This window comes from Variovorax ginsengisoli, from assembly GCF_030486595.1.
Classification (GTDB): domain Bacteria; phylum Pseudomonadota; class Gammaproteobacteria; order Burkholderiales; family Burkholderiaceae_C; genus Variovorax; species Variovorax ginsengisoli_B.
Genome location: NZ_JAUJZH010000022.1, coordinates 96949 through 115693 on the forward strand (window position 1 = coordinate 96949; position 18745 = coordinate 115693).

19 protein-coding genes are annotated in these 18745 nt (G+C 67.5%); 5 read left to right on the forward strand and 14 right to left on the reverse strand.

The window, feature by feature from the left end; translation table 11 throughout:
• Positions 1-27: 27 nt before the first annotated feature.
• From QZH52_RS26320 to fliE, 14 genes are all read right to left on the reverse strand, one after another.
• A complete protein-coding gene (locus QZH52_RS26320) occupies positions 28-1368 on the reverse strand; it encodes an EAL and HDOD domain-containing protein (protein ID WP_301813638.1) in 1341 nt (446 codons plus the stop codon).
• Between the two features lie 75 nt (positions 1369-1443).
• A complete protein-coding gene (gene cheA, locus QZH52_RS26325; protein WP_301813640.1) occupies positions 1444-3480 on the reverse strand; it encodes a chemotaxis protein CheA in 2037 nt (678 codons plus the stop codon).
• A 52-nt stretch (positions 3481-3532) separates the two neighbouring features.
• The gene (gene motB / locus QZH52_RS26330) at positions 3533-4477 is read right to left on the reverse strand and encodes a flagellar motor protein MotB (protein WP_301813642.1); all 945 of its coding nucleotides are present in this window, start codon (positions 4475-4477) and stop codon (positions 3533-3535) included.
• A 17-nt stretch (positions 4478-4494) separates the two neighbouring features.
• Complete coding sequence (gene motA, locus QZH52_RS26335) at positions 4495-5355, reverse strand: flagellar motor stator protein MotA (protein WP_286503669.1); 861 nt, start codon at positions 5353-5355, stop codon at positions 4495-4497.
• A 66-nt stretch (positions 5356-5421) separates the two neighbouring features.
• Positions 5422-6030 (reverse strand): flagellar transcriptional regulator FlhC, encoded by a 609-nt coding sequence (gene flhC, locus QZH52_RS26340; protein WP_301813643.1) that lies wholly within the window; start codon positions 6028-6030, stop codon positions 5422-5424.
• A complete protein-coding gene (gene flhD, locus QZH52_RS26345; protein WP_286504516.1) occupies positions 6027-6374 on the reverse strand; it encodes a flagellar transcriptional regulator FlhD in 348 nt (115 codons plus the stop codon). The genes flhC and flhD overlap by 4 nt, the downstream gene beginning before the upstream one ends.
• 324 nt (positions 6375-6698) lie before the next feature.
• The gene (locus tag QZH52_RS26350; RefSeq protein WP_301813644.1) at positions 6699-6992 is read right to left on the reverse strand and encodes an EscU/YscU/HrcU family type III secretion system export apparatus switch protein; all 294 of its coding nucleotides are present in this window, start codon (positions 6990-6992) and stop codon (positions 6699-6701) included.
• Complete coding sequence (gene fliK / locus QZH52_RS26355; RefSeq protein ID WP_301813645.1) at positions 6989-8284, reverse strand: flagellar hook-length control protein FliK; 1296 nt, start codon at positions 8282-8284, stop codon at positions 6989-6991. The genes QZH52_RS26350 and fliK overlap by 4 nt, the downstream gene beginning before the upstream one ends.
• An 18-nt stretch (positions 8285-8302) precedes the next feature.
• Complete coding sequence (locus QZH52_RS26360) at positions 8303-8635, reverse strand: flagellar protein FliT (RefSeq protein ID WP_301813646.1); 333 nt, start codon at positions 8633-8635, stop codon at positions 8303-8305.
• A 29-nt stretch (positions 8636-8664) separates the two neighbouring features.
• Positions 8665-9087, reverse strand: a complete 423-nt coding sequence (gene fliS, locus QZH52_RS26365; protein WP_301813647.1) for a flagellar export chaperone FliS — start codon at positions 9085-9087, stop codon at positions 8665-8667.
• Positions 9088-9110: 23 nt separating this feature from the next.
• Positions 9111-10562: a flagellar filament capping protein FliD gene (gene fliD, locus QZH52_RS26370; protein ID WP_301813648.1), complete on the reverse strand. Its 1452-nt coding sequence runs from the start codon at positions 10560-10562 to the stop codon at positions 9111-9113.
• A gap of 43 nt (positions 10563-10605) precedes the next feature.
• Positions 10606-10947: a flagellar protein FlaG gene (locus QZH52_RS26375; protein WP_301813649.1), complete on the reverse strand. Its 342-nt coding sequence runs from the start codon at positions 10945-10947 to the stop codon at positions 10606-10608.
• A 150-nt stretch (positions 10948-11097) separates the two neighbouring features.
• Entirely contained in the window at positions 11098-12750 is a 1653-nt protein-coding gene (locus QZH52_RS26380; RefSeq protein WP_301813650.1) for a FliC/FljB family flagellin, read from the reverse strand.
• Between the two features lie 282 nt (positions 12751-13032).
• Positions 13033-13350, reverse strand: a complete 318-nt coding sequence (gene fliE, locus QZH52_RS26385; RefSeq protein WP_286537857.1) for a flagellar hook-basal body complex protein FliE — start codon at positions 13348-13350, stop codon at positions 13033-13035.
• Here fliE and QZH52_RS26390 point away from each other — a divergent pair.
• The 5 genes from QZH52_RS26390 to fliI all read left to right on the forward strand — a co-directional run bounded on the left by QZH52_RS26390 (position 13334) and on the right by fliI (position 18745).
• Positions 13334-13633 carry a hypothetical protein gene (locus tag QZH52_RS26390; protein ID WP_301813651.1) on the forward strand — a complete coding sequence of 100 codons (300 nt, stop codon included), beginning with the start codon at positions 13334-13336 and terminating at the stop codon, positions 13631-13633. The genes fliE and QZH52_RS26390 overlap by 17 nt on opposite strands.
• Positions 13630-15369 (forward strand): flagellar basal-body MS-ring/collar protein FliF, encoded by a 1740-nt coding sequence (fliF, locus tag QZH52_RS26395; RefSeq protein ID WP_301813652.1) that lies wholly within the window; start codon positions 13630-13632, stop codon positions 15367-15369. The genes QZH52_RS26390 and fliF overlap by 4 nt, the downstream gene beginning before the upstream one ends.
• Positions 15359-16357 (forward strand): flagellar motor switch protein FliG, encoded by a 999-nt coding sequence (gene fliG / locus QZH52_RS26400; RefSeq protein ID WP_286526989.1) that lies wholly within the window; start codon positions 15359-15361, stop codon positions 16355-16357. The genes fliF and fliG overlap by 11 nt, the downstream gene beginning before the upstream one ends.
• On the forward strand, positions 16344-17162 hold the full coding sequence (gene fliH / locus QZH52_RS26405; RefSeq protein WP_301813653.1) for a flagellar assembly protein FliH: 819 nt from the start codon (positions 16344-16346) through the stop codon (positions 17160-17162). The genes fliG and fliH overlap by 14 nt, the downstream gene beginning before the upstream one ends.
• A 152-nt stretch (positions 17163-17314) precedes the next feature.
• A complete protein-coding gene (fliI, locus tag QZH52_RS26410; RefSeq protein ID WP_286526987.1) occupies positions 17315-18745 on the forward strand; it encodes a flagellar protein export ATPase FliI in 1431 nt (476 codons plus the stop codon).

Below are 18745 nucleotides of genomic sequence, written 5' to 3' on the forward strand. Positions count from 1 at the left end.
CAAATACCTTGCTGCTCGCGCTGCATCTCAGACTGCACCGTCGTGGGCGTCGGCTTCCTGCGACCAGACCATCGCCGCCAGGTGGGCTGCGTTGACCTGGCCCGATCCCACGAACAGGGCCTCCGACAGCCGGGCGGCCTGGGCGGCGTCGGTTTCGCAGGCTTCCGCCAGCGCGAGGAAGGGCGCGTAGACGCCTTCGCGCGCCAGGATCGCCTGCTGCACCGACCCCGCGAGCTGCACCTTGGCGAGAACCTCCGCCATCGGCACGCCGAGCAGCTGGTCAATCAGCGAGAACATGCCGACCACGAAGAGGTTGTCGGCCTCGCCGGGCGGCAGCATCCCCTGGCCCATCAGCTCGACGAAGCGGCCGCGCGTGATGGCCTTCTTGGTCATGAACGGCGCCGCGGCCCGGTTGCTGGTGGCCAGCAGCACGGACAGCCAGCGGAACAGCGGCGCGTAGCCCAGCATCGCCACCGCGTGGCGCAGGGAATGGATCTCGACACCCGCGCCGATGGCGGGCGAATTGATGTGGCGCAGCAGCCGGTAGGTCAGGGCCGCGTCGCGCTTGAGCGCCGATTCGATGCTGCGCACGTTCTCGTTGCGCTGGATCATGTGCATCAGCCGCACGATCATCACCGACTCGGGCTGCAGCGCATCGCCGCCCTCCTTCACCGGCGGGTGCGCGAGCGCGCCGTCGACGAAGATGTCGACCCGCAGGTCGGCGCAGGCCCCGGCCTGCGCCCAGGTGTCGATGCGCGAGGCGACCAGCTGCACTGGCGCCCGGCCCGGCTGCTCCTCGGCGCGCACCCGCGCCACCCGCTCGGGGTCGCCGTCGCCGACGTCGAGGTGCGTGATGATCTCGCGCAGCTCCGGATCGGCCGGCAGGCCGTCGGCATCCTTCAGCATGAAGCCGAAGCCCTGCTCGCGCAGGAAGAGCAGCATCGAGCGTGTGTCGACATCGCTCAGGTCGCCCAGGCCCATGCACAGCACCACGTTCTCCGGCGGCAGCGACTGCAGCTCGGCCAGGAACAGCCCGTCGACCGTGACGTCGAGGAACAGCACCAGCCGCCCGAGCCGCCAGCCCGTGCGCGGCGGATTCAGGTGCCGGGCGATGTTGTCGAGCAGCGCGATGAACTGGCTGGACGCATCGGGCACCGGCGCGGTGCCCGGCGTCGCGAGCCAGGCCATGCGATAGCCCTTGACCCGCTGCTGCGGGTCGAGCTGCAGCGCATGGCGCACGTAGCCGCTCGCCTCGCGCGGCCCGCCGAGCTCGTCCGACGGCTCCTCGCGGGTTTGCGCCGGCGCGCCGGGGACAGCCTTGTCCTTCGCGGCGCTTGCGCCCGTGGTTCGAAAGAAGTCAAAGCGCATGGCAGATGGCTCCGTCTGTGGGTCGGATCAAGCGATCAGCGCGACGCGATGTCCGCGGCATGGCGTATGCAGGGCTCAAGCGGCAACCGCCGCCGGCCTGGCAGCACCCGCCAGCGCCGCGGCGCTGGCCGCCTGTGCGCGCTGGATGCGCGGCATGGCGGCGACGTCGATGATGAAAGCCACGCTGCCGTCGCCCAGGATCGTCGCGGCCGAGATGCCCGGCACCTTGCGGTAGTTGGTCTCGAGGTTCTTCACCACCACCTGGTGCTGGCCCAGCAGTTCGTCGACCAGCAGCGCGAAGCGCGCATCGTCGGCCTGGACGATCACCAGGATGCCCTGGGTCGGGTCGACCTGCGCGCCCGCCACGTCGAAGACCCGGTGCAGCTCGATCAGCGGCAGGTACTCGCCGCGCACCTTGATCACGTGGCCGTCGCTGGTGATCGAATGCAGGTGCTCGGCGAGCGGCTGCAGCGACTCGATCACGTAGCTCAGCGGCAGGATGTAGGCCTCGCTGCCGACCTTGACCGACATGCCGTTCAAGATCGCCAGGGTCAGCGGCAGCACGATGCGGGTGGTGGTGCCGTGGCCGCCGCGCGACTGGATCTCGACGTGGCCGCCCATCTCCTGGATGTTGCGCTTGACCACGTCCATCCCGACGCCGCGGCCCGAGATGTCCGTGACCTGCTCCGCGGTCGAGAAGCCCGGCGCGAAGATGAGCTGCCAGACTTCCTCGTCGGGCATGGTCTCGCTCACCGCCAGGCCCTGCTGCATCGCCTTGGCCAGGATCTTCTCGCGGTTCAGGCCGGCGCCGTCGTCGCTGACCTCGATCACGATGTTGCCGCCATGGTGCTGCGCCGACAGCAGCAGCTGGCCGGTGGCTTCCTTGCCCTTGGCGAGCCGGATGTCGGGCGTCTCGATGCCGTGGTCGAGGCTGTTGCGCACCAGGTGCGTGAGCGGGTCGATGATCCGTTCGATCAGGCCCTTGTCGAGCTCGGTCTCCTTGCCGAAGGTATCGAGCCGAACCTGCTTGCCGAGCTTGGCGCTGACGTCGCGGATCACCCGCGGGAAGCGGCTGAACACATAGTCCATCGGCATCATGCGGATCGACATCACCGACTCCTGCATGTCGCGCGCGTTGCGCTCCAGGTGGCCGAGGCCGCTCAGGAAGCGCTCGTAGACGACCGGGTCGAGCATCGTGGCGGCCTGGGTCAGCATCGACTGCGTGATCACCAGTTCGCCCACCAGGTTGATGAGCTGGTCGACCTTCTCGACATCGACGCGGATCGAGCTCGACTCCTTGGCGGCGGCCGCGGGCGCTGCGGCCGGTGCCGCCGAGGCCGGCCCGGCGGCCTTGGCGGCCGGCTCGGCTGCGGGGGCTGCGGCCGGTGCGGCTGCCGGCGCGGCCGCGGCTTGCGCCTCGGGCATTTCGCGCGAAATGTCGATCTGCGACTCGTCGATCACGAAGCAGCAGACGGCGATGATGTCGTCCGGGTCGCAGGTGGTTTCCAGCATCACCGTGAACTGGTCGTTGCTGCGGGTGCGGGAGCTCAGCGTGCCGAGGTTGGCGAGTTCGCCGGCGAGCAGTTCGCATTCACTGTCCGACAGGCGGGCGAAGCGGATGCGCAGGGCGCCGGTCGATGGGGTCGCGGCGGCAGGCGCGGGCGCGGCGACGGCCACAGCGACCGGCGCCGCAGCGGGTGCGGATGCGGGCGCCGCGGCGCCCTCGCCGTTCTCCCGCGCGAGTTGCTGCAGCACGCCGCAGATGTGCGCGACACGTTCGGCTTCAGGCTCTTTGCCCGCCTGGTAGGCAGTGAGTTGTTCTTGCAAGGCGTCCTTCGTTTCCAAAAAGGCATCGATCATCGGACCGCTCAGGCGCAGCTGGCCATGGCGTGCCCGGTCCAAAAGGGTTTCCAGCACGTGCGTCGTCTCGGTCAGCGCGGTGAAGCCGAAAGTGGCCGCACCGCCCTTGATCGAATGGGCCGCACGAAAGATCGCGTTGAGCTGCTCGCTGTCCGGCGAGTCGACGTCGAGCTCGAGGAGCAGTTGCTCCATCTGCGCCAGAAGCTCGATCGCTTCGACAAAGAAGGCTTGGGAAAACTGGCTGAGGTCCATCTGTGTGTTCCGGTGCCGGCGCTGCAAACACTGGCGTTGGGTCTGTCGTTGGTTACTGCGTCGGGCTGGTGGGCTTGAGGGATGTCGGCTTCATCTCGCTGCTGGCGGCGGAAGTGCCGGCGGCGCCCGGGGCACCGGTCTTCAGCGCGCTGGCGCGCACCGCGGCACCGTCGCCGCTGTTCTCGCGCTCGATGCGTTCCTGGGTCTGGCGATTCAGCAGGATGATGCTGATGCGGCGATTGATCGGATTGCGCGGATCGGCGTTGTCCAGGTGCATGCTGTCGGACAGGCCGACCACGCGCAGCACCTTCGACTCCGACATGCCGCCGGTCACCAGTTCGCGCCGCGAGGCGTTGGCGCGGTCGGCCGACAGCTCCCAGTTGCCGTAGGCCTTGTCTCCATTGGTGTAGACGATGGCATCGGTGTGGCCCGACAAGGTCATCTTGTTCGGCAGTTCGTTGAGCTTCGGTCCGAGCTCGCGCAGGATGGCGCGCATGTGCGGCACCACGCGCGCGCTGGCGAGGTCGAACATCGGGCGGTTGTCGCTGTCGACCAGCTGCAGCCGCAGGCCTTCGGTGGTGATGTCGATCAGGATCTGCGAGCGGAACTGCTTGAAGACCGGGCTGTTCTCGATCAGCGTGTCGAGCTTCTGCTTCATGTCGGCCAGCCGCTGGGCGTCGAGCTCTTCCTCGCTCGGGTCGGCCTTCTTGACCTCGCCCTCGGTCGCCATGACGTCGGCGCCGCCGCCCGGGATCATGCTGCTGCTGAGGCTGCTTTTCTCGCCGCCCGTGAGTGCCACCTTGAGCGGCATGCGAAAGTGCTCGGCGATGCCGGCGCGCTGCTTCGGGGTCGAGATCGCCAGCAGCCACATGACCAGGAAGAAGGCCATCATGGCGGTCATGAAGTCGGCGTAGGCGATCTTCCAGGCGCCGCCGTGGTGGCCGCCCCCATGGGCGGCGACCCGCTTGATGACGACGCGGTGCTTTTCAGCGCTCATGGCTGCGGTCCCGGAACTCAGCGGGCCTTGACTTCCCGAACATGGTCATCCAGTTCGGTGAAGGAAGGACGTTCGGTCGAGAACAGCACCTTGCGGCCGAACTCGACGGCCAACTGGGGTGCATAGCCGTTCAGGCTGGCCAGCAGCGTGACCTTGGCGCACTGGTAGATCTTCATGGCTTCCTCGACCTTCTGGCCGATCAGCGAGGCCAGCGGCGCCACGAAGCCGTAGGCCAGCAGCACGCCCAGGAAGGTGCCAACCAGCGCGTGAGCGATCAGCGCGCCCATCTCGTCGGGCGGCAGGTTGGCCGAGGCCAGCGCATGGACCACGCCCATCACGGCGGCCACGATGCCCAGCGCGGGCAGCGCGTCGGCCACGCCGGCCAGGCTGTGCTGGGGCACCGCGGCCTCATGGCGGATGGTCTCGATTTCGTGGTCCATCAGGGCCTCGATCTCGAACGGGTCGGTGTTGCCGCTGATGACCAGGCGCAGGTAGTCGCAGAGAAACTCCATCAGCTCGTGGTCGGCCATGAGCGCCGGGTAGCGCCCGAAGATCTCGCTCTCGGCCGGATTCTCGACGTCGTTCTCGAGCTTCATCATGCCGTCCTTGCGGGCCTTGGCGAGCAGCTCGTACAGCAGGGCCAGCAGGTCCATGTAGAGCTGCCGGTTGTGCTTGGACGAACGCAGCAGCAGCGGCAGCTCCTTCATCGTCGCCTTGATCGTCTTGCCGTTGTTGCCAGCGATGAAGGCGCCGAGCGCGGAGCCGCCGATCATCAGCAACTCGACCGGCTGGAACAGGACGCCGAAATGCCCGCCCATGAGGGCGTAGCCGCCGAAAACGGCTCCTATGACTACCAGGTATCCAACCAGCACGAGCACGCGCGTCCCCTTTTGCCCGCAGGCATCAAATCAAGAAATTGCCGAATAAGCGAAAAATTGCCGCTTTCAATGAACTCCGTTGGCGCCCAACGCGGAATGCACTGCCAGAATCGGAGCCGCCGCAACTTGAGGCGCCTTGGTCGACTCGTCGACGCGTTTCGAACCGCGCACCTTGCCGGCGCGCGACGGCGGGCGGCACAGCACGCAGACATAGTCATGCTTGTGGTCATGCGCGTGCGCAACGAAATTCCCGCCGCAACGGGTGCAGGCGCTGAGTTGCAGCATGTCGCTGTCGAAAAATCGGACCATCGTGTAGGCACGTGTGAAATCCAGCACGATCTCGCCGCCATGGGCCTCGATCTGCTCCGAATAAAGGCGGTAGGCCTTGATCAGCGCCTGCAGCCGGGGCTCATTGGCTTCGTGCAGCATGAAGCGGTACATGTTGTAGAACATCGACGAATGGATGTTGGCCAGCCAGGTCATGTACCAGTCGGTCGAAAACGGCAGCAGCCCTTTGGGCGGCGAAACGCCCTTGAGTTCCTTGTACAGGCGAATTAGCCGTTCGCGGCTCAATTCGACTTCGGCTTCCAGGAATTGAAGGCGGGCACCGAGTTCGATCAATTCGACCGCCAGCCGGACCTGCCGGACTTCGCCGAGGACGCTTTTCGAGCTCATGCCAGGGCGTCCGTATCGCGCGGCTGGAGCTGCCGGGCGGCCATCAGGATCGACATGTGGGCCTGCTGGAGCGTGGTGTCCTTGCCTTCGCCGAACACCGCGAACATCGGGTGGTCGTCGAGCCTGAAGCTGCAGAGCAGGAAATTGGATGTCGCCAATTTGACAATCTGCGTCAAGGACATGTTGGCCAGCAAATCCGCCAATTCACGGCCGACGCCGAGGCGGTACATTGCCGCGGCGCGATCCTGCTTGGCCAGCTTTTGAGCGAGCAGCATATAGGCCAGGTTAATGTCGCCGATCTCTTTCGAGATGTCGCCATTATTTACGCCGCCATCGATATCCATTTCCACACTCCACTCCATTCAATCAAGTCTGCAGTCTATACACAATTTCTAACAACTTCACCACCCTAAGATCACTCATTCCGAAAAGTGAGACTTATCTGACGTACCGTCGGAATCGGCTTACATACGGTCGGTTTTCCCAATGGAAAGTAGTTCAAACTACTTACGGAAAAATGGGCCGCCGCGTGCAATTGGGTGATTAAAAAGTATTAAAAATTCAATTGAACTACAAAGTACTAATCATTAAAGTTCGCGAATATCCAATGAAGATTCATTGATGCTGAAACAAAACGTATCATTTAGAAAACATCGGCGATGCCATCGTCATGTCTGCGGGGCCCCGGCGATATCCGCCCGGGCTTCGAGTTCGTGGATCCAGGCCATGACTTCGGCCACGGCGCGGTAGAGCTGCGGCGGGATCTGCTGGTCGAGGTCGACCTGCATCAGCAGCTTGACCAAGCCCGCCGAGGCATGGACATAGAGGCCGTTCCGCCGGGCTTCGCGCATGATCGATTCGGCCACTACGCCATAGCCCTTGGCCACGACCACCGGAGCCCCGTTCTTGTCGGCATGCGACAGCGCCACCGCGCTGTGCCGGTCATCCATGGGCGTGCTCACGACGCACCTCCTGCCGGCGCCATCGGCGCCACCTGCAGATCCTGCAAGCGCAGGCCGGCGGCTTCCATCCGCTGCACCAGCGTGCCGCCGTCGGCGCGCAGGGTCGCCACCGTGCCGGCCTCGCTGGCGGCCAGCCGGGCCTGCACGCCAGGGCCCGCCAGGCTCAGCCGGAGGTCGACCTGGCCGAGTCGCGGCAGGCTCATGGCGACCGTGGTCGACCATCGCTGCGGCGGGTCCTCGCCCGATCCTTCGTCCGACGGGTCGGCGGCTTGCTTCTCGACCGTCCAGTTCATCGCCACGCCCGGCCAGGCTTCGCCGCTCCAGCGGAACACCGCCGTGGCGAGCAAGTCGAGTTGCTGATGCACCAGGTTCACGGCCTGGGGGTGAATCACTTCGGCCAGCGGCACCGCGGCCTTGGGAGCGAACGCGGCCGCGTGGTGAGAGGCACCGGCCTCCTCCACGCGCTCGGCCGCAGGTGCATGCGCTGCCGGCACCGAGGCTGCCGCCTCCCCGCGTCCATACGCCGCCTGAAGCCGGGCGGCGTCGGGCGTCGGCGCCGGGCCGGCGTCCGTCGCGGCGCTGTCGGCAGCAACTGCCGTGTCCACGAGTGCGGGGCCGGGCGCTGGCGCGGCGCCGTTGCCGGCAGCCGCGGCGACCACGGGCTGGGCGCTGCGCGGCAAGGCGCCGGCTTCATCCAGCGTCGACTCGGCGACGGCACGCACGACTTCTTCGGCGGTGGGCGCGCCCTCGCCGGACGCGGTGGCCGCGACGGCAGGCGCCGGCTCGGCGGCGCGCTGCGCCGCCAGCGGCGTCGCCCAGCGCGCCTGCGGCTCCTGCATCAGCTGGACCAGCGGACGCGCGCCGGCGGCGAACTCGAGCAGGTGGGATTCGTAGAACAAGCCGCTCTGGGCCACGGTCTGCGCCAGCGCGCCGGCCAGCGTCGGCGCCGAGGGTGCCTGCCGCGAGGGCCATGCGGGTGCGGCGCCACGCACCGGACCGGGATCCGATTCGAGGTCGGCCAGCACCGCACTGATGACGCGCGCCGCCACCGACAGCTCCGCCTCCGGCGCTGGCTGCGCCGAGGCGGCCGGCGGCAGGCTCGAAGGGCCGCCCGGGAGCACCCGGTCGAGCGCCGCCTTCGAAGGCAGGCGAACTTCGTTCTCGACCTTCAGCACCTCCGCCACCGCACCGGGCGCACCGATCCGGGTCTCGGCCTTGATTCCGAGCACGTCCAGACGCGGCGAAGCCTTGACGGCCAGCAGCGCATCGATGAGTCCGGTGAGTCCGCTCATGACCAGTTCCCTCGCGTCTCAGTGCGGCGGCCCGTAGGCCTTGCCCAGGTTGCGCTGCTGATGCAGGTAACCCATGCGGGAGAGCAGTTGTTCGATCTGCGGCTTGACCAGCCCACAGACCTCGTCCTGGTCGACGCGGATGCGCTCGATCAGGCGCAGCGCTTCCTCGAACTGGCTCGGGTCCAGCGTTTCGAGTGGCACCAGCACCTTGAGTCGCTCGACGATCGCGGCGCATTGCTCCTCGAGCGCCGGCAGCCGGCCCCACTCCTTGGAGCGGGCCAGTTCCGCCATGAGCGCAACGCCCGAGGCCAGTTGCCCGTAGCAATGCACGACTTCACTCCTGGTCGCCATGGTGTTCCCTTTTGTTCTTTTGTTGCCGGTCAGGCGTGCGCCGGGCCGGTGTCGATCTCGCGCCATGCCGATGCGATGCTTTCGAGCAGCGTGTCGGCTTCGTCGAGCGCCTGCGTGTCGTTGCGCAGGTTGGCTTGGAGCAGCCGCTGGATGATGTAGCCGTAGAGCGCCGACAGGTTGGCCACCAGGGCCTCGCCTTCGGGGCCCGCGGCCTTGGCGTCGAGTACCGCCCGGAGGCCGTTGTCGACGATGTCGACCGCCTTGGAGATCGCCTGGCCCTTGGGGCCGATGTCGCCGGTCGACATGTGGTGGCGGGCCATGCCGATGGTCGACCTGGCGCCGTCGAACAGCATGCAGATCAGCTGGTGCGGCGAGGCGCTCATGGCGCCGGTTTCGACGCCGACGCGCGCATACGCGCCGGCGCCGGTCCTGAAGGTGTGCGGTGTGTACATCGTCGGCTTTCCGTGAAGGGCGTCTACTTGCCGGTGCTGGCGGTCATCGCATCGAACTGCTGCTTCAGGTAGCTCAAGGTGCTGTTCATGCTGTTGACCAGCACGTCGAGCTGGTTGAATTGCTTGCGGTAGCGATCCACCGTGTCGTCGACCCGGGTCTGCATCGCGTCGTACTGCTTGTCGAGCTGCTTGATCGTTTGCGTGACGCCGTCCGAGGCCACCTTGAGCGAGCCGCCGGTGCTGTTGAGGTCGGTCACCAGGGCGTCGATCTGCTTGCCGTAGCCCGATGTGCTGCCGGTGGCGCTGGCGAAGAGCTTCGACACCCCTTCCAGGTTGCTGCCGAGCGCCTTGTCGAGCTTGGTCGAATCGACCGCCAGCGTGCCGTCCTTCTGGAAGCTGACGCCGATCTCGGTCAGCACCTTGAAGTCGTCGGTGCCGCCGGCCTGTGGCGTCGTGAGCGCCTGGCGGATGCGGGTCTGCAGGTTCCGCAGGGTCGAATCGCCCATCAACGCGGCACCGGTCTTGGTGTCGGCGTCATAGGCGGTCAAGGTGGTCGCCGTGCTCTGCAGGCTGTTGTAGGCCTTGACGAAATCGTTGATCGCGCCGGTCACCGAAGTGGTGTTGGCCTTCATCGACAGGCCGGTGGTGCCGGTGTTCACCAGCGTCAGCGTGCTGCCCTGGATCGCTTCCTTGACCGTGTTGCTGGCGCTGGTGATCGCGATCCCGTTGACCGTGAGCTTGGCGTTCTGCGCCGCCACGGTCTGCTTCAGGTTCTGGGTACCGGCCGGGTCGTTGCCCAGCAGGTTCTGCAAGGCCGCGTCGCCGTCCACCGAGATCCGCATGCTCGAAGCCTCGCCGGTTTGGGTCGACACCAGCACCAGTCGATTGGGCGTGCCGCTGCCGTCGTTGACGATGCTGGCCGTGACACCGGCATCGGCCCCGTTGATCGCGTCGCGGATGCCTGCCAGCGTGTTGTTGCTGGCGTCGATCGTGATCGGCTTGGCGACGCGCGTGGCGTCGGCGGCGAAGGTGGCGCCACTGTACTGGCCGGTCGCCGGGTCCAGCGTGCCGCCGGTGATGGTGCCGAAGTCCATCGTGATCTTGCCGTTGCCGATCGCGGTCGTGGTGCTCGCCTGCCCCGCCGCGATCGCCGACTGCGACTGCGCCAGCTGCGACACCGTGATGCTGTAGTTGCCGGCCGAGCTGGCATCGGTGGACGAGGCGGCCAGGATGCCGCTCACGGTCGGGGTGCCGGTGACCGTCTGGAACAGCGCCGGGTCCGACAGCTTCTTGGCCGCGGACTGCAGCACGCCGAGCGCGCTTTGCACCGTGCCGTAGGCCGACAGCTTGCTGGTGTAGCTCTTCGCCTTCGCCTCGAGGGCCACCAGCGGCTGGCTTTCCGCCGTCTGCAGCTGGGTGAGAAGGGTGGCCAAATCGAGGTTGGAGCCGACGCCCAGGCTGGTGATCGTTGCCATCTTGTTGCTTTCCTGAATTACGTTTGAAGAGAAAGGACCCGGCTCAGGCCTGCTGGCTCACCAGCATCCCGGGCGCCTTGCCCATGACCTTCGCGATGCGAACCACTTCTTCGGTCGGGATCTGGCGGATCACCACGCCGTTGGTCTGGTCGACCACCTTGACGATGACCTTGTCGGTGTCCTTGTCGATTTCGAACTGCAGGCTGACCGAACGCAATTCGAGCGAGGCGTTGACGGCCTGCACCGCGGTCTCGACCTGCGGCGGCGTCGCTTCCTCGACCGGCTCCGCCGCCTCGTCCGCGGCCGCAGCACCCGCGGCGCGGCCGACGAGCAGTTGCGTCCATGGGCTGTCCTTCGCGGGAATCGGGGCAAGCGGGTTCGACATCTTCTCCACCTTGGTTGCGGGGTTCGCTGTGCTCTGCGGCCTTGCCTTCGCGCATGGCCGCAGAGCACAGCGCAGGCCGCGAGGCCTGGCGCCGCCAAGACCTTCCCTTGCGGGAGGGACCTGGCATTCCTTTCGTTATCCGTCAGTTGATCAACGCAGGAGGGACAGCACGCCTTGCGTGGTCTGGTTGGCCTGCGACAGCACCGAGGTACCGGCTTGCTGCAGGATCTGGGCGCGCGTCATGTTCGACACTTCCACCGCGTAGTCCGCGTCTTCGATGCGCGAGCGCGACGACGACAGGTTGGTGATGGTGGTGCCGAGGTTGGCGATCGTCGAGTCGAAACGGTTCTGCACCGCACCCAGCGAGGAGCGCAGCTTGTCGACCTTCGACAGGGCGGCGTCGATGGCCTTGAGCGGATCGGCCGTCGACGTTGCGTTGCTGACGGCGTTGGTCGTCAGCTTGCCCGGCGAAGCGGAGTCGGCATACACGGTGTTCGCGTTCGCGTCCGTCACGATGCCATTGCTGTGCAGCGTGATGGTTTGCGAAGCGTTGGTCACCAGCGCGCCGCTGATGTCGACGAACTGCGCAGCGGCAGCTTGCGTCACCGCGCCCGTGGTCACGGCCACCGCATAGGCGCCCGTCGCGCCTGCGCCGTCGACGTCGATCGTGGATGCGACACCCGAATTGACCTTGGCGGCCACCGCAGCGGCCGAGATCGGCTCGCCGGCGACGCTGAGGGTATTGGCCGTCGCAGTCCCGGTGAAGGTTGCGCCCGTGGCACCGATCTTGATCGTGTCGCCGTTGCCCATGCCGGTGGCGGTCGTGGTCAACGAAGACACCGTGGCGGCAACAACCGCGCCCGCACCGGTCTTCGTCAGGTTCTTGCTGGCGTCCAGGTACAGCGCCGAACCGTCGGCCGCATCGGTGAGTGCACCGTTGCTGTCGATCTTGACATCCATCGACTTGCCGCCGAGCGTGACGGTGGCAGCAATGGATTGGCCGGCCGGAGGCGTGAGCGAACTGGTCAGGGCAGCGCCGCTGCGGGCGGTGTCGACGGTCGTGTAGCTCTTGCTAGCGGCGCTGTAGGTGTAGGTGGCGGTGCCGACCGCCACGGTGCCCCCGTCCTGCATCTTGCCCAGGACGTCGTTGGCCGTTGCAGCCTGGCTCGGCACCTTGGTGTAGGCGGTGTTGCCGTTGGTCGTGGCGCCCTTGGACCAGCCGGCGACCAGCAGGTCCGATTCGACGGCCGTCTTGTTGGCTGCACCCTTGCCGTTGACGTTGAAACCGTCGAGGCCGAGCGTCTTCGCGCTGATCTCTTGCAGGTCGATGTCGATGGTCTCGCCATCGTTCGCACCGACTTGCACGGTCAGCTTGCCAGCGTCGGCCGAGAGCACCTTCACGCCGTTGAACTGGGTCTGCTCCGAGACGCGGTTGATTTCGTCGAGGCGCTGCGTGATTTCACCCTGGATCGAGTCCAGGTCGCTCTGCGAGTTCGTGCCGGTGGCGGCTTGCACCGACAGTTCGCGAACGCGCTGCAGGTTGTTGTTCACTTCGGTCAGCGCGCCTTCGGTCGTTTGAGCGATCGAGATGCCGTCGTTGGCGTTGCGCGATGCTTGCGTCAGGCCCTTGATGTTGGCCGTGAAGCGGTTCGCGATGGCCTGGCCGGCGGCGTCGTCCTTCGCGCTGTTGATGCGCATGCCGGACGACAGACGCTCGATCGCGGTGTTCAGCGACGATTGCGACTTGTTGAGGTTGTTCTGCGTGAGCAGCGAGAGACTGTTGGTATTGATGACTTGCGCCATGCTCGACTCCTGTTTACAAAGGTTGTGGACTACTTCCGGCCTCTGGCCGTAACGTTGGACCTTCTCTCGCCGTGAGACTCAGGCCACCGTTGGTTCAGTTATCGGCACACCCTTTGAAACATTTAGGGTAGAACCTGAAAAACCCCCAGGTTGGCTCACTGCGTGTAGCCGCCCACCCCCTTTCAGGGGGCGCAGCCAGCGGCCCGGCAAAGCCGGTTCCGCGGCTGCCCACGAGGGGGCGTGCGCTGCGCGCCGCCGGAGAACAAGCGCGGCGAGCCACATTCACGCCGGCAGGTTCATGACCTCTTGATATGCGCTCACCAGACGGTTGCGTACCTGCAGCCCGGTCTGGAACGCGACGTTGGCCTTCTGCAGGTCGACCATGACGTCGTTCAGGGCGATGCCCGGCTTGCCCAGTTCGAAGGATTCGGCCTGGCCGTAGGCCTTGGTCTGCGCGCCGCTGATGTTGTCCAGCGAGCGCTTGAGTTCGGCCGCGAAGCCGCCCCCCTCGGTGGGCGCGGCGGCGGCGGGCGAGAACCCGGCCTGCACGGCGGTGGCCCGCATCTGCTGCAGGACGGATTCGATGGCGGTGATCGACATGGCTTTCCTTTGTTTACTTTGGTGTTGCTATAGAAGCGCCCAGGCGCTCCGTCGTCCTTTCAGCGTAGCAAGGGAAGACCCCGATAAAAGCTGCCAACAGACGGCTAAACCCACCGCTGTTCGGTCCATCGAATTTGTTACGGCTGCTCACAATCAACCGCGAAACGACAAGCCCGCTGACGACTTCACGGCCTACGGCATGACCTCTGAACAACAAATCTTCTCTCTCTGCATGACCAAGCACCGTCCCGGCGCACCGGCCATGGCGGGGATCCGACAATGAGTGCGACCGCTCCCGCGATCGCCGCGCCCGCAGCCTCCTCGCTGCCGCCGATGCTCGAGCGCCTGCGGGCCCAGCCCAAGCTGCCGATCGTCATCGGCGCCGCTGTGCTGGTGACCGCCGTGGCCGCGTTCACGCTGATGAACCGCGGCCCTGACTACAAGGTGCTCTACACCAACGTCTCGGACCGCGACGGCGGCGCGATCATCGCGTCGCTGCAGCAGATGAACGTGCCCTACAAGTTCGCCGAGGGCGGCGGCGCGATCCTGATCGCCGGCGACAAGGTGCCCGAGGTCCGGCTAAAGCTCGCGGCCCAGGGCCTGCCCAAGGCCGGCGGCGTCGGCTTCGAACTGATGGACAACCAGAAGTTCGGCACCAGCCAGTTCGCCGAGCAGGTCAACTACCAGCGCGCGCTCGAAGGCGAGCTCGCGCGCTCGATCGAATCGGTCGGCACGGTGGAGTCGGCGCGGGTCCACCTGGCGCTTCCCAAGCCCTCGCTGTTCGTGCGCGAGCAGAAGAAGCCCTCGGCCTCGGTGGTGCTGACCCTGCAGCGCGGCCGCAGCATCGACGAGGGCCAGGTCAGCGCCATCGTCCACATGATCTCCAGCAGCGTGCCGGAACTCGACCCCAAGAGCGTCACGGTGGTCGACCAGCGCGGCAACCTGCTGTCGGCGGCCAACAGCAGCGCCCGCGGCCTGGACGTGAGCCAGCTCAAGTACGTGCAGGAGATCGAGCAGGGCTACATCCGCCGCATCGAGGCCATCCTGCAGCCGATCGTCGGCGCCAACAACGTGCGCGCCCAGGTCGCGGCCGACATCGACTTCTCGGTGATGGAGCACACCGACGAGAAGTACAAGCCCAACCAGGAGCCCGGCAAGGCCGCGATGCGCAGCCAGCAGTCGAGCGAGTCGAACCAGCAGGGAGGCACGCCGCCCGGCGGCGTCCCCGGGGCGCTGTCGAACCAGCCGCCGGGCACCCCGAGCGCGCCGATCACCACCGCCCCCCGGCCCGGAACGCCCGGCGCCCCGGCGGCGGCGCCTGGCAGCGCGAACGCGGCGAGCACGACCACCTCGGTGGCCACCGGGCCGAGCAACACGCGCAAGGACGTCACCACCAACTACGAGCTCGACCGCTCGATCCGCCACGTGCAGCAGGGTGCCGGCGGCATCAAGCGTCTGTCGGTGGCGGTGGTGGTGAACTACAAGGACGCGACCGACGGCGCCGGCAAGAGCAGCCCGCGGGCGCTGACCCCGGTCGAGATCGAGCAGATCCGCAACCTGGCGCGCGAGGCGATGGGCTTCAGCCAGGACCGCGGCGATTCGCTCAACGTGGTGAACAGCGCCTTCGCGGACGACAACAAGGAACCGACCGCTGCCGCCGTGCCGTTCTGGCGCGACCGCGACAACCTCGATCTCGGCAAGACCCTCGGCCAGTACCTGCTGCTCGCCTTCCTGGCCCTGTTCGCCTGGTTCGCGGTGCTGCGGCCCCTGCTGCGCAAGCACCTCGCGCCGCCCCCCGCTCCGGCACCGGCCATGGTCGAACCCGGCGCCGACGGAGAAGCCGCCGGCGACCCGCCGGCCGAGTCCGACGAACCGGCGATCTCGGCCGAAGAGGCCCTGCGCCAGCGCGAGGCCCTGCGTCAGAAGGTCGACCTCGACTATGCCCATCAACTCGCCGAGCAGGATCCCAAGCTGGTCGCCACGCTGATCCAGCACTGGATGAACACCCATGATCAGTGAAACCGGAACCCGCAAGAGCGCCATCCTGTTGATGGCCCTCGGTGAAGACCGCGCCGCCGCGGCGCTGGCGCACCTCGCCACCAGCGAGGTGCAGACCCTCGGCCTCGCGATGGCGAAGCTCGCCTCGGTCTCCAAGAACGAGCTGAACACGGTGCTGTCCGAGTTCCGCCACGAGACCGAGCAGCTGTCGGCGCTGCACCTGGGCTCGAGCAGCTACATCCGCGCCGTGCTCAAGAAGGCGCTCGGCGACGACCGCGCCAGCAACCTGCTGGAAGACATCCTGCAGAACGACGAGCCGCACAGCGGTATCGAGCGGCTGAACCAGCTCGAGGCCAGCGAAGTGGCCGAGCTGATCCGCGACGAGCATCCGCAGATCCTGGCGACCGTACTGATCCACCTGGACCGCATGAAGGCCTCGGAGGTGCTCGAGAAGCTGCCGACGCGCCTGCGCCACGACGTCATCATGCGGGTGGCCACCTTCGGCGGCGTGCAGCCTTCGGCGCTCCACGAGCTGACCGACGTGCTGACCGAGATGCTCTCGGGCCAGGGCCTGAAGCGCAGCCGCCTGGGCGGGGTGCGGACCGCGGCCGAGATCGTCAACCTGATGAACAGCACCCAGGAAGAGGAAGCGATCGCCCATGTGCGCGAGCACGACGAGGCGCTGGCGCAGCGGATCATCGACGAGATGTTCGTGTTCGAGAACCTGCTGAGCCTGGAAGACCGCAGCATCCAGCGCCTGCTCAAGGATATCGAGTCCGACTCGCTCATCATCGCGCTCAAGGGCGCGCCGCAGGAGCTGCGCGACAAGTTCCTGGCCAACATGTCGCAGCGCGCCGCCGAGACGCTGCGCGAGGACATGGAGCTCAGCGGACCGGTGCGCGTCTCGCAGGTCGAGACCGAACAGAAGGCGATCCTGCAGGTCGCGCGCCGCCTCGCGGAAGCCGGCGAAATCGTGATTGCTGCGCCAGGCACCGATGACTTCGTCTAAGTACCCCTCCACCGCGGCCCTGTCGCCCTTCGGCACACGGGCACGCATGGCCACCGCCTACGCGCCGCCGGTGCGCAGCACCGCGAGCGCGAAGCCGGCCAAGCCGGTGCTGTCCGCCTGGCAGCGCTGGGAGATGGACACGCTGGACGACCCGGCCCCGCGCCCCGCCCCGGGCCCCGCCGGCCGCGGCACCGTCCCGCCGGCCGTCGAAGCGCCGCCGTCGGTAGCGCTGCTGCATGCCGCCGAGCTGGTGAGCCTGCGCCGCGAGGCGCGCAGCGCCGGCGACGCCGAAGGCCGGCGCGAAGGCCACGCCAAGGGCCATGCCGAAGGCTACGCGCAAGGCCGCACCGAAGGGCTGGCGGCCGGCCTGGCCGCGGCCAGCGCGCATGCCGAGCAATTGCGGGCGCTGGCTGCCAGCCTGCCCGCCGCGCTGCGGCGCGCCGACAGCGAGCTGGCCGACGCGGTGCTCACGCTGGCGCTCGACGTCGCGCGCCAGGTGGTGCATCGCACCCTGCGCGCCGAACCCGAATGGGTGCTGCCGATGGTGCAGGACCTGCTGCACGCCGAACCGGCGCTGCAGGGCGAGCCGCGCCTGCTGCTGCATCCGGACGACGTGGCGCTGGTGCGCAACAGCCTGGGCAACGAGCTGCAGGCCGCCGGCTGGCAGGTCCGGCCCGACGAGACGATGACCCGCGGCGGCTGCCGCGTGCAATCGGCCACCGGCGAGATGGACGCCAGCCTCGAAACCCGATGGAAAAGCGTCACCGCGGCCCTGCACCGCGACGTCGACGCCCAGGACGTCTGAAATGAAACACCCCCCGAAGCGCCTGCGGCGCCTCCCCCCTCAAGGGGGGCGATACCAGCGGCCCGGCAAAGCCGGTTCCGCGGTATCCCTGGCACTTGGCTGCGCCAGTTTCGTGGGTCGCGGGCCGCGCACTGCGCGATGGAGCACCTAGGATGTCACCCCTTCTGCAAGACGACGCACCCGCGGCCGCCAATCCCCACCTGAAGTCCTGGCTGAGCACGCTCGCGCAGGCCCGCAGCGACGTCAGCCAGTGCGCGATGACGGCCCATTCGGGCCGCCTGACGCGCGCCGTCGGCCTGGTGCTGGAGGCCGTCGGCCTGCAGCTGCCGGTTGGCAGCGACTGCCTGATCGAACTGCCGCCCGGCCATCCGCAACGCCATGCCGAAGCCGAAGTGGTCGGCTTCGCGGGCGACCGGCTGTTCCTGATGCCGCAGACCGAAGTGGCCGGGCTGGTGCCCGGGGCCAAGGTGTTTCCGCGCAGCGGCGCGCCCGGCTCGGGCCTGGCCGGCGAGGCCCACACCAAGCGGCTGCCGGTCGGCGAGGGCATGCTCGGCCGCGTGGTCGATGCCGTGGGCCGGCCGCTCGACGGCCTGGGTCCGCTCGACATCAGCCGCAAGGTGCCGCTGTCGTCGCCGCCGATCAATCCGCTCACTCGGGCGCCGATCGACTCGGTGCTGGACGTCGGCGTGCGCGCCATCAACTCGATGCTCACGGTCGGCCGCGGCCAGCGCATGGGCCTGTTCGCCGGCTCGGGCGTCGGCAAGAGCGTGCTGCTGGGCATGATGGCCCGCTACACCAGCGCCGAGGTGATCGTGGTCGGCCTGATCGGCGAGCGCGGCCGCGAAGTCAAGGACTTCATCGAGAACACGCTCGGCGAGGAAGGCCTGGCGCGGGCGGTGGTGGTCGCCGCGCCGGCCGACAACTCGCCGCTGCTGCGGCTGCAGGGTGCCGCCTACGCGACCTGCCTGGCCGAGTACTTCCGCGACCTCGGCAAGGACGTGCTGCTGATCATGGACTCGCTCACGCGCTATGCGATGGCGCAGCGCGAGATCGCGCTGGCGGTCGGGGAGCCGCCGGCCACCAAGGGCTATCCGCCCTCGGTGTTCGCGAAGCTGCCGGCGCTGGTCGAGCGCGCCGGCAACGGTGCCCGGGATGCCGACGGGCGCGGCGGCTCGATCACCGCCTTCTACACGGTGCTCTCGGAAGGCGACGACCAGCAGGACCCGATCGCCGACTCGGCCCGCGCCATCCTCGACGGCCACGTGGTGCTGTCGCGCACGCTGGCCGAAGCCGGGCACTACCCGGCGATCGACATCGAGGCCTCGATCAGCCGCGCGATGACGGCGCTGATCCCGCCCTCGCAGTTCGACACAGTGCGCCGCTTCAAGCAGATGCTGTCGCGCTACCAGCGCAACCGCGACCTGATCAGCGTCGGCGCCTACGCGCCCGGACACGACCTGCAGCTGGACCAGGCGATCGCGATGTACCCGCGCATCGAGGCCTTCCTGCAGCAGTCGATGGAAGAGCCCACCGACTATCCGGCGTCGATCGCGCGCATGACGAAGCTGTTCGAACCCACCTGA

Coding starts and splice junctions, on each gene's coding strand:
- QZH52_RS26320 (WP_301813638.1), bottom strand. CDS start 1,368: ATGCGCTTTGACTTCTTTCGAACCACGGGCGCAAGCGCCGCGAAGGAC.
- cheA (WP_301813640.1), bottom strand. CDS start 3,480: ATGGACCTCAGCCAGTTTTCCCAAGCCTTCTTTGTCGAAGCGATCGAG.
- motB (WP_301813642.1), bottom strand. CDS start 4,477: ATGAGCGCTGAAAAGCACCGCGTCGTCATCAAGCGGGTCGCCGCCCAT.
- flhC (WP_301813643.1), bottom strand. CDS start 6,030: ATGAGCTCGAAAAGCGTCCTCGGCGAAGTCCGGCAGGTCCGGCTGGCG.
- flhD (WP_286504516.1), bottom strand. CDS start 6,374: ATGGATATCGATGGCGGCGTAAATAATGGCGACATCTCGAAAGAGATC.
- fliK (WP_301813645.1), bottom strand. CDS start 8,284: ATGAGCGGACTCACCGGACTCATCGATGCGCTGCTGGCCGTCAAGGCT.
- QZH52_RS26360 (WP_301813646.1), bottom strand. CDS start 8,635: ATGGCGACCAGGAGTGAAGTCGTGCATTGCTACGGGCAACTGGCCTCG.
- fliS (WP_301813647.1), bottom strand. CDS start 9,087: ATGTACACACCGCACACCTTCAGGACCGGCGCCGGCGCGTATGCGCGC.
- fliD (WP_301813648.1), bottom strand. CDS start 10,562: ATGGCAACGATCACCAGCCTGGGCGTCGGCTCCAACCTCGATTTGGCC.
- QZH52_RS26375 (WP_301813649.1), bottom strand. CDS start 10,947: ATGTCGAACCCGCTTGCCCCGATTCCCGCGAAGGACAGCCCATGGACG.
- QZH52_RS26380 (WP_301813650.1), bottom strand. CDS start 12,750: ATGGCGCAAGTCATCAATACCAACAGTCTCTCGCTGCTCACGCAGAAC.
- QZH52_RS26390 (WP_301813651.1), top strand. CDS start 13,334: ATGGCGGTGATCGACATGGCTTTCCTTTGTTTACTTTGGTGTTGCTAT.
- fliE (WP_286537857.1), bottom strand. CDS start 13,350: ATGTCGATCACCGCCATCGAATCCGTCCTGCAGCAGATGCGGGCCACC.
- fliF (WP_301813652.1), top strand. CDS start 13,630: ATGAGTGCGACCGCTCCCGCGATCGCCGCGCCCGCAGCCTCCTCGCTG.
- fliG (WP_286526989.1), top strand. CDS start 15,359: ATGATCAGTGAAACCGGAACCCGCAAGAGCGCCATCCTGTTGATGGCC.
- fliH (WP_301813653.1), top strand. CDS start 16,344: ATGACTTCGTCTAAGTACCCCTCCACCGCGGCCCTGTCGCCCTTCGGC.
- fliI (WP_286526987.1), top strand. CDS start 17,315: ATGTCACCCCTTCTGCAAGACGACGCACCCGCGGCCGCCAATCCCCAC.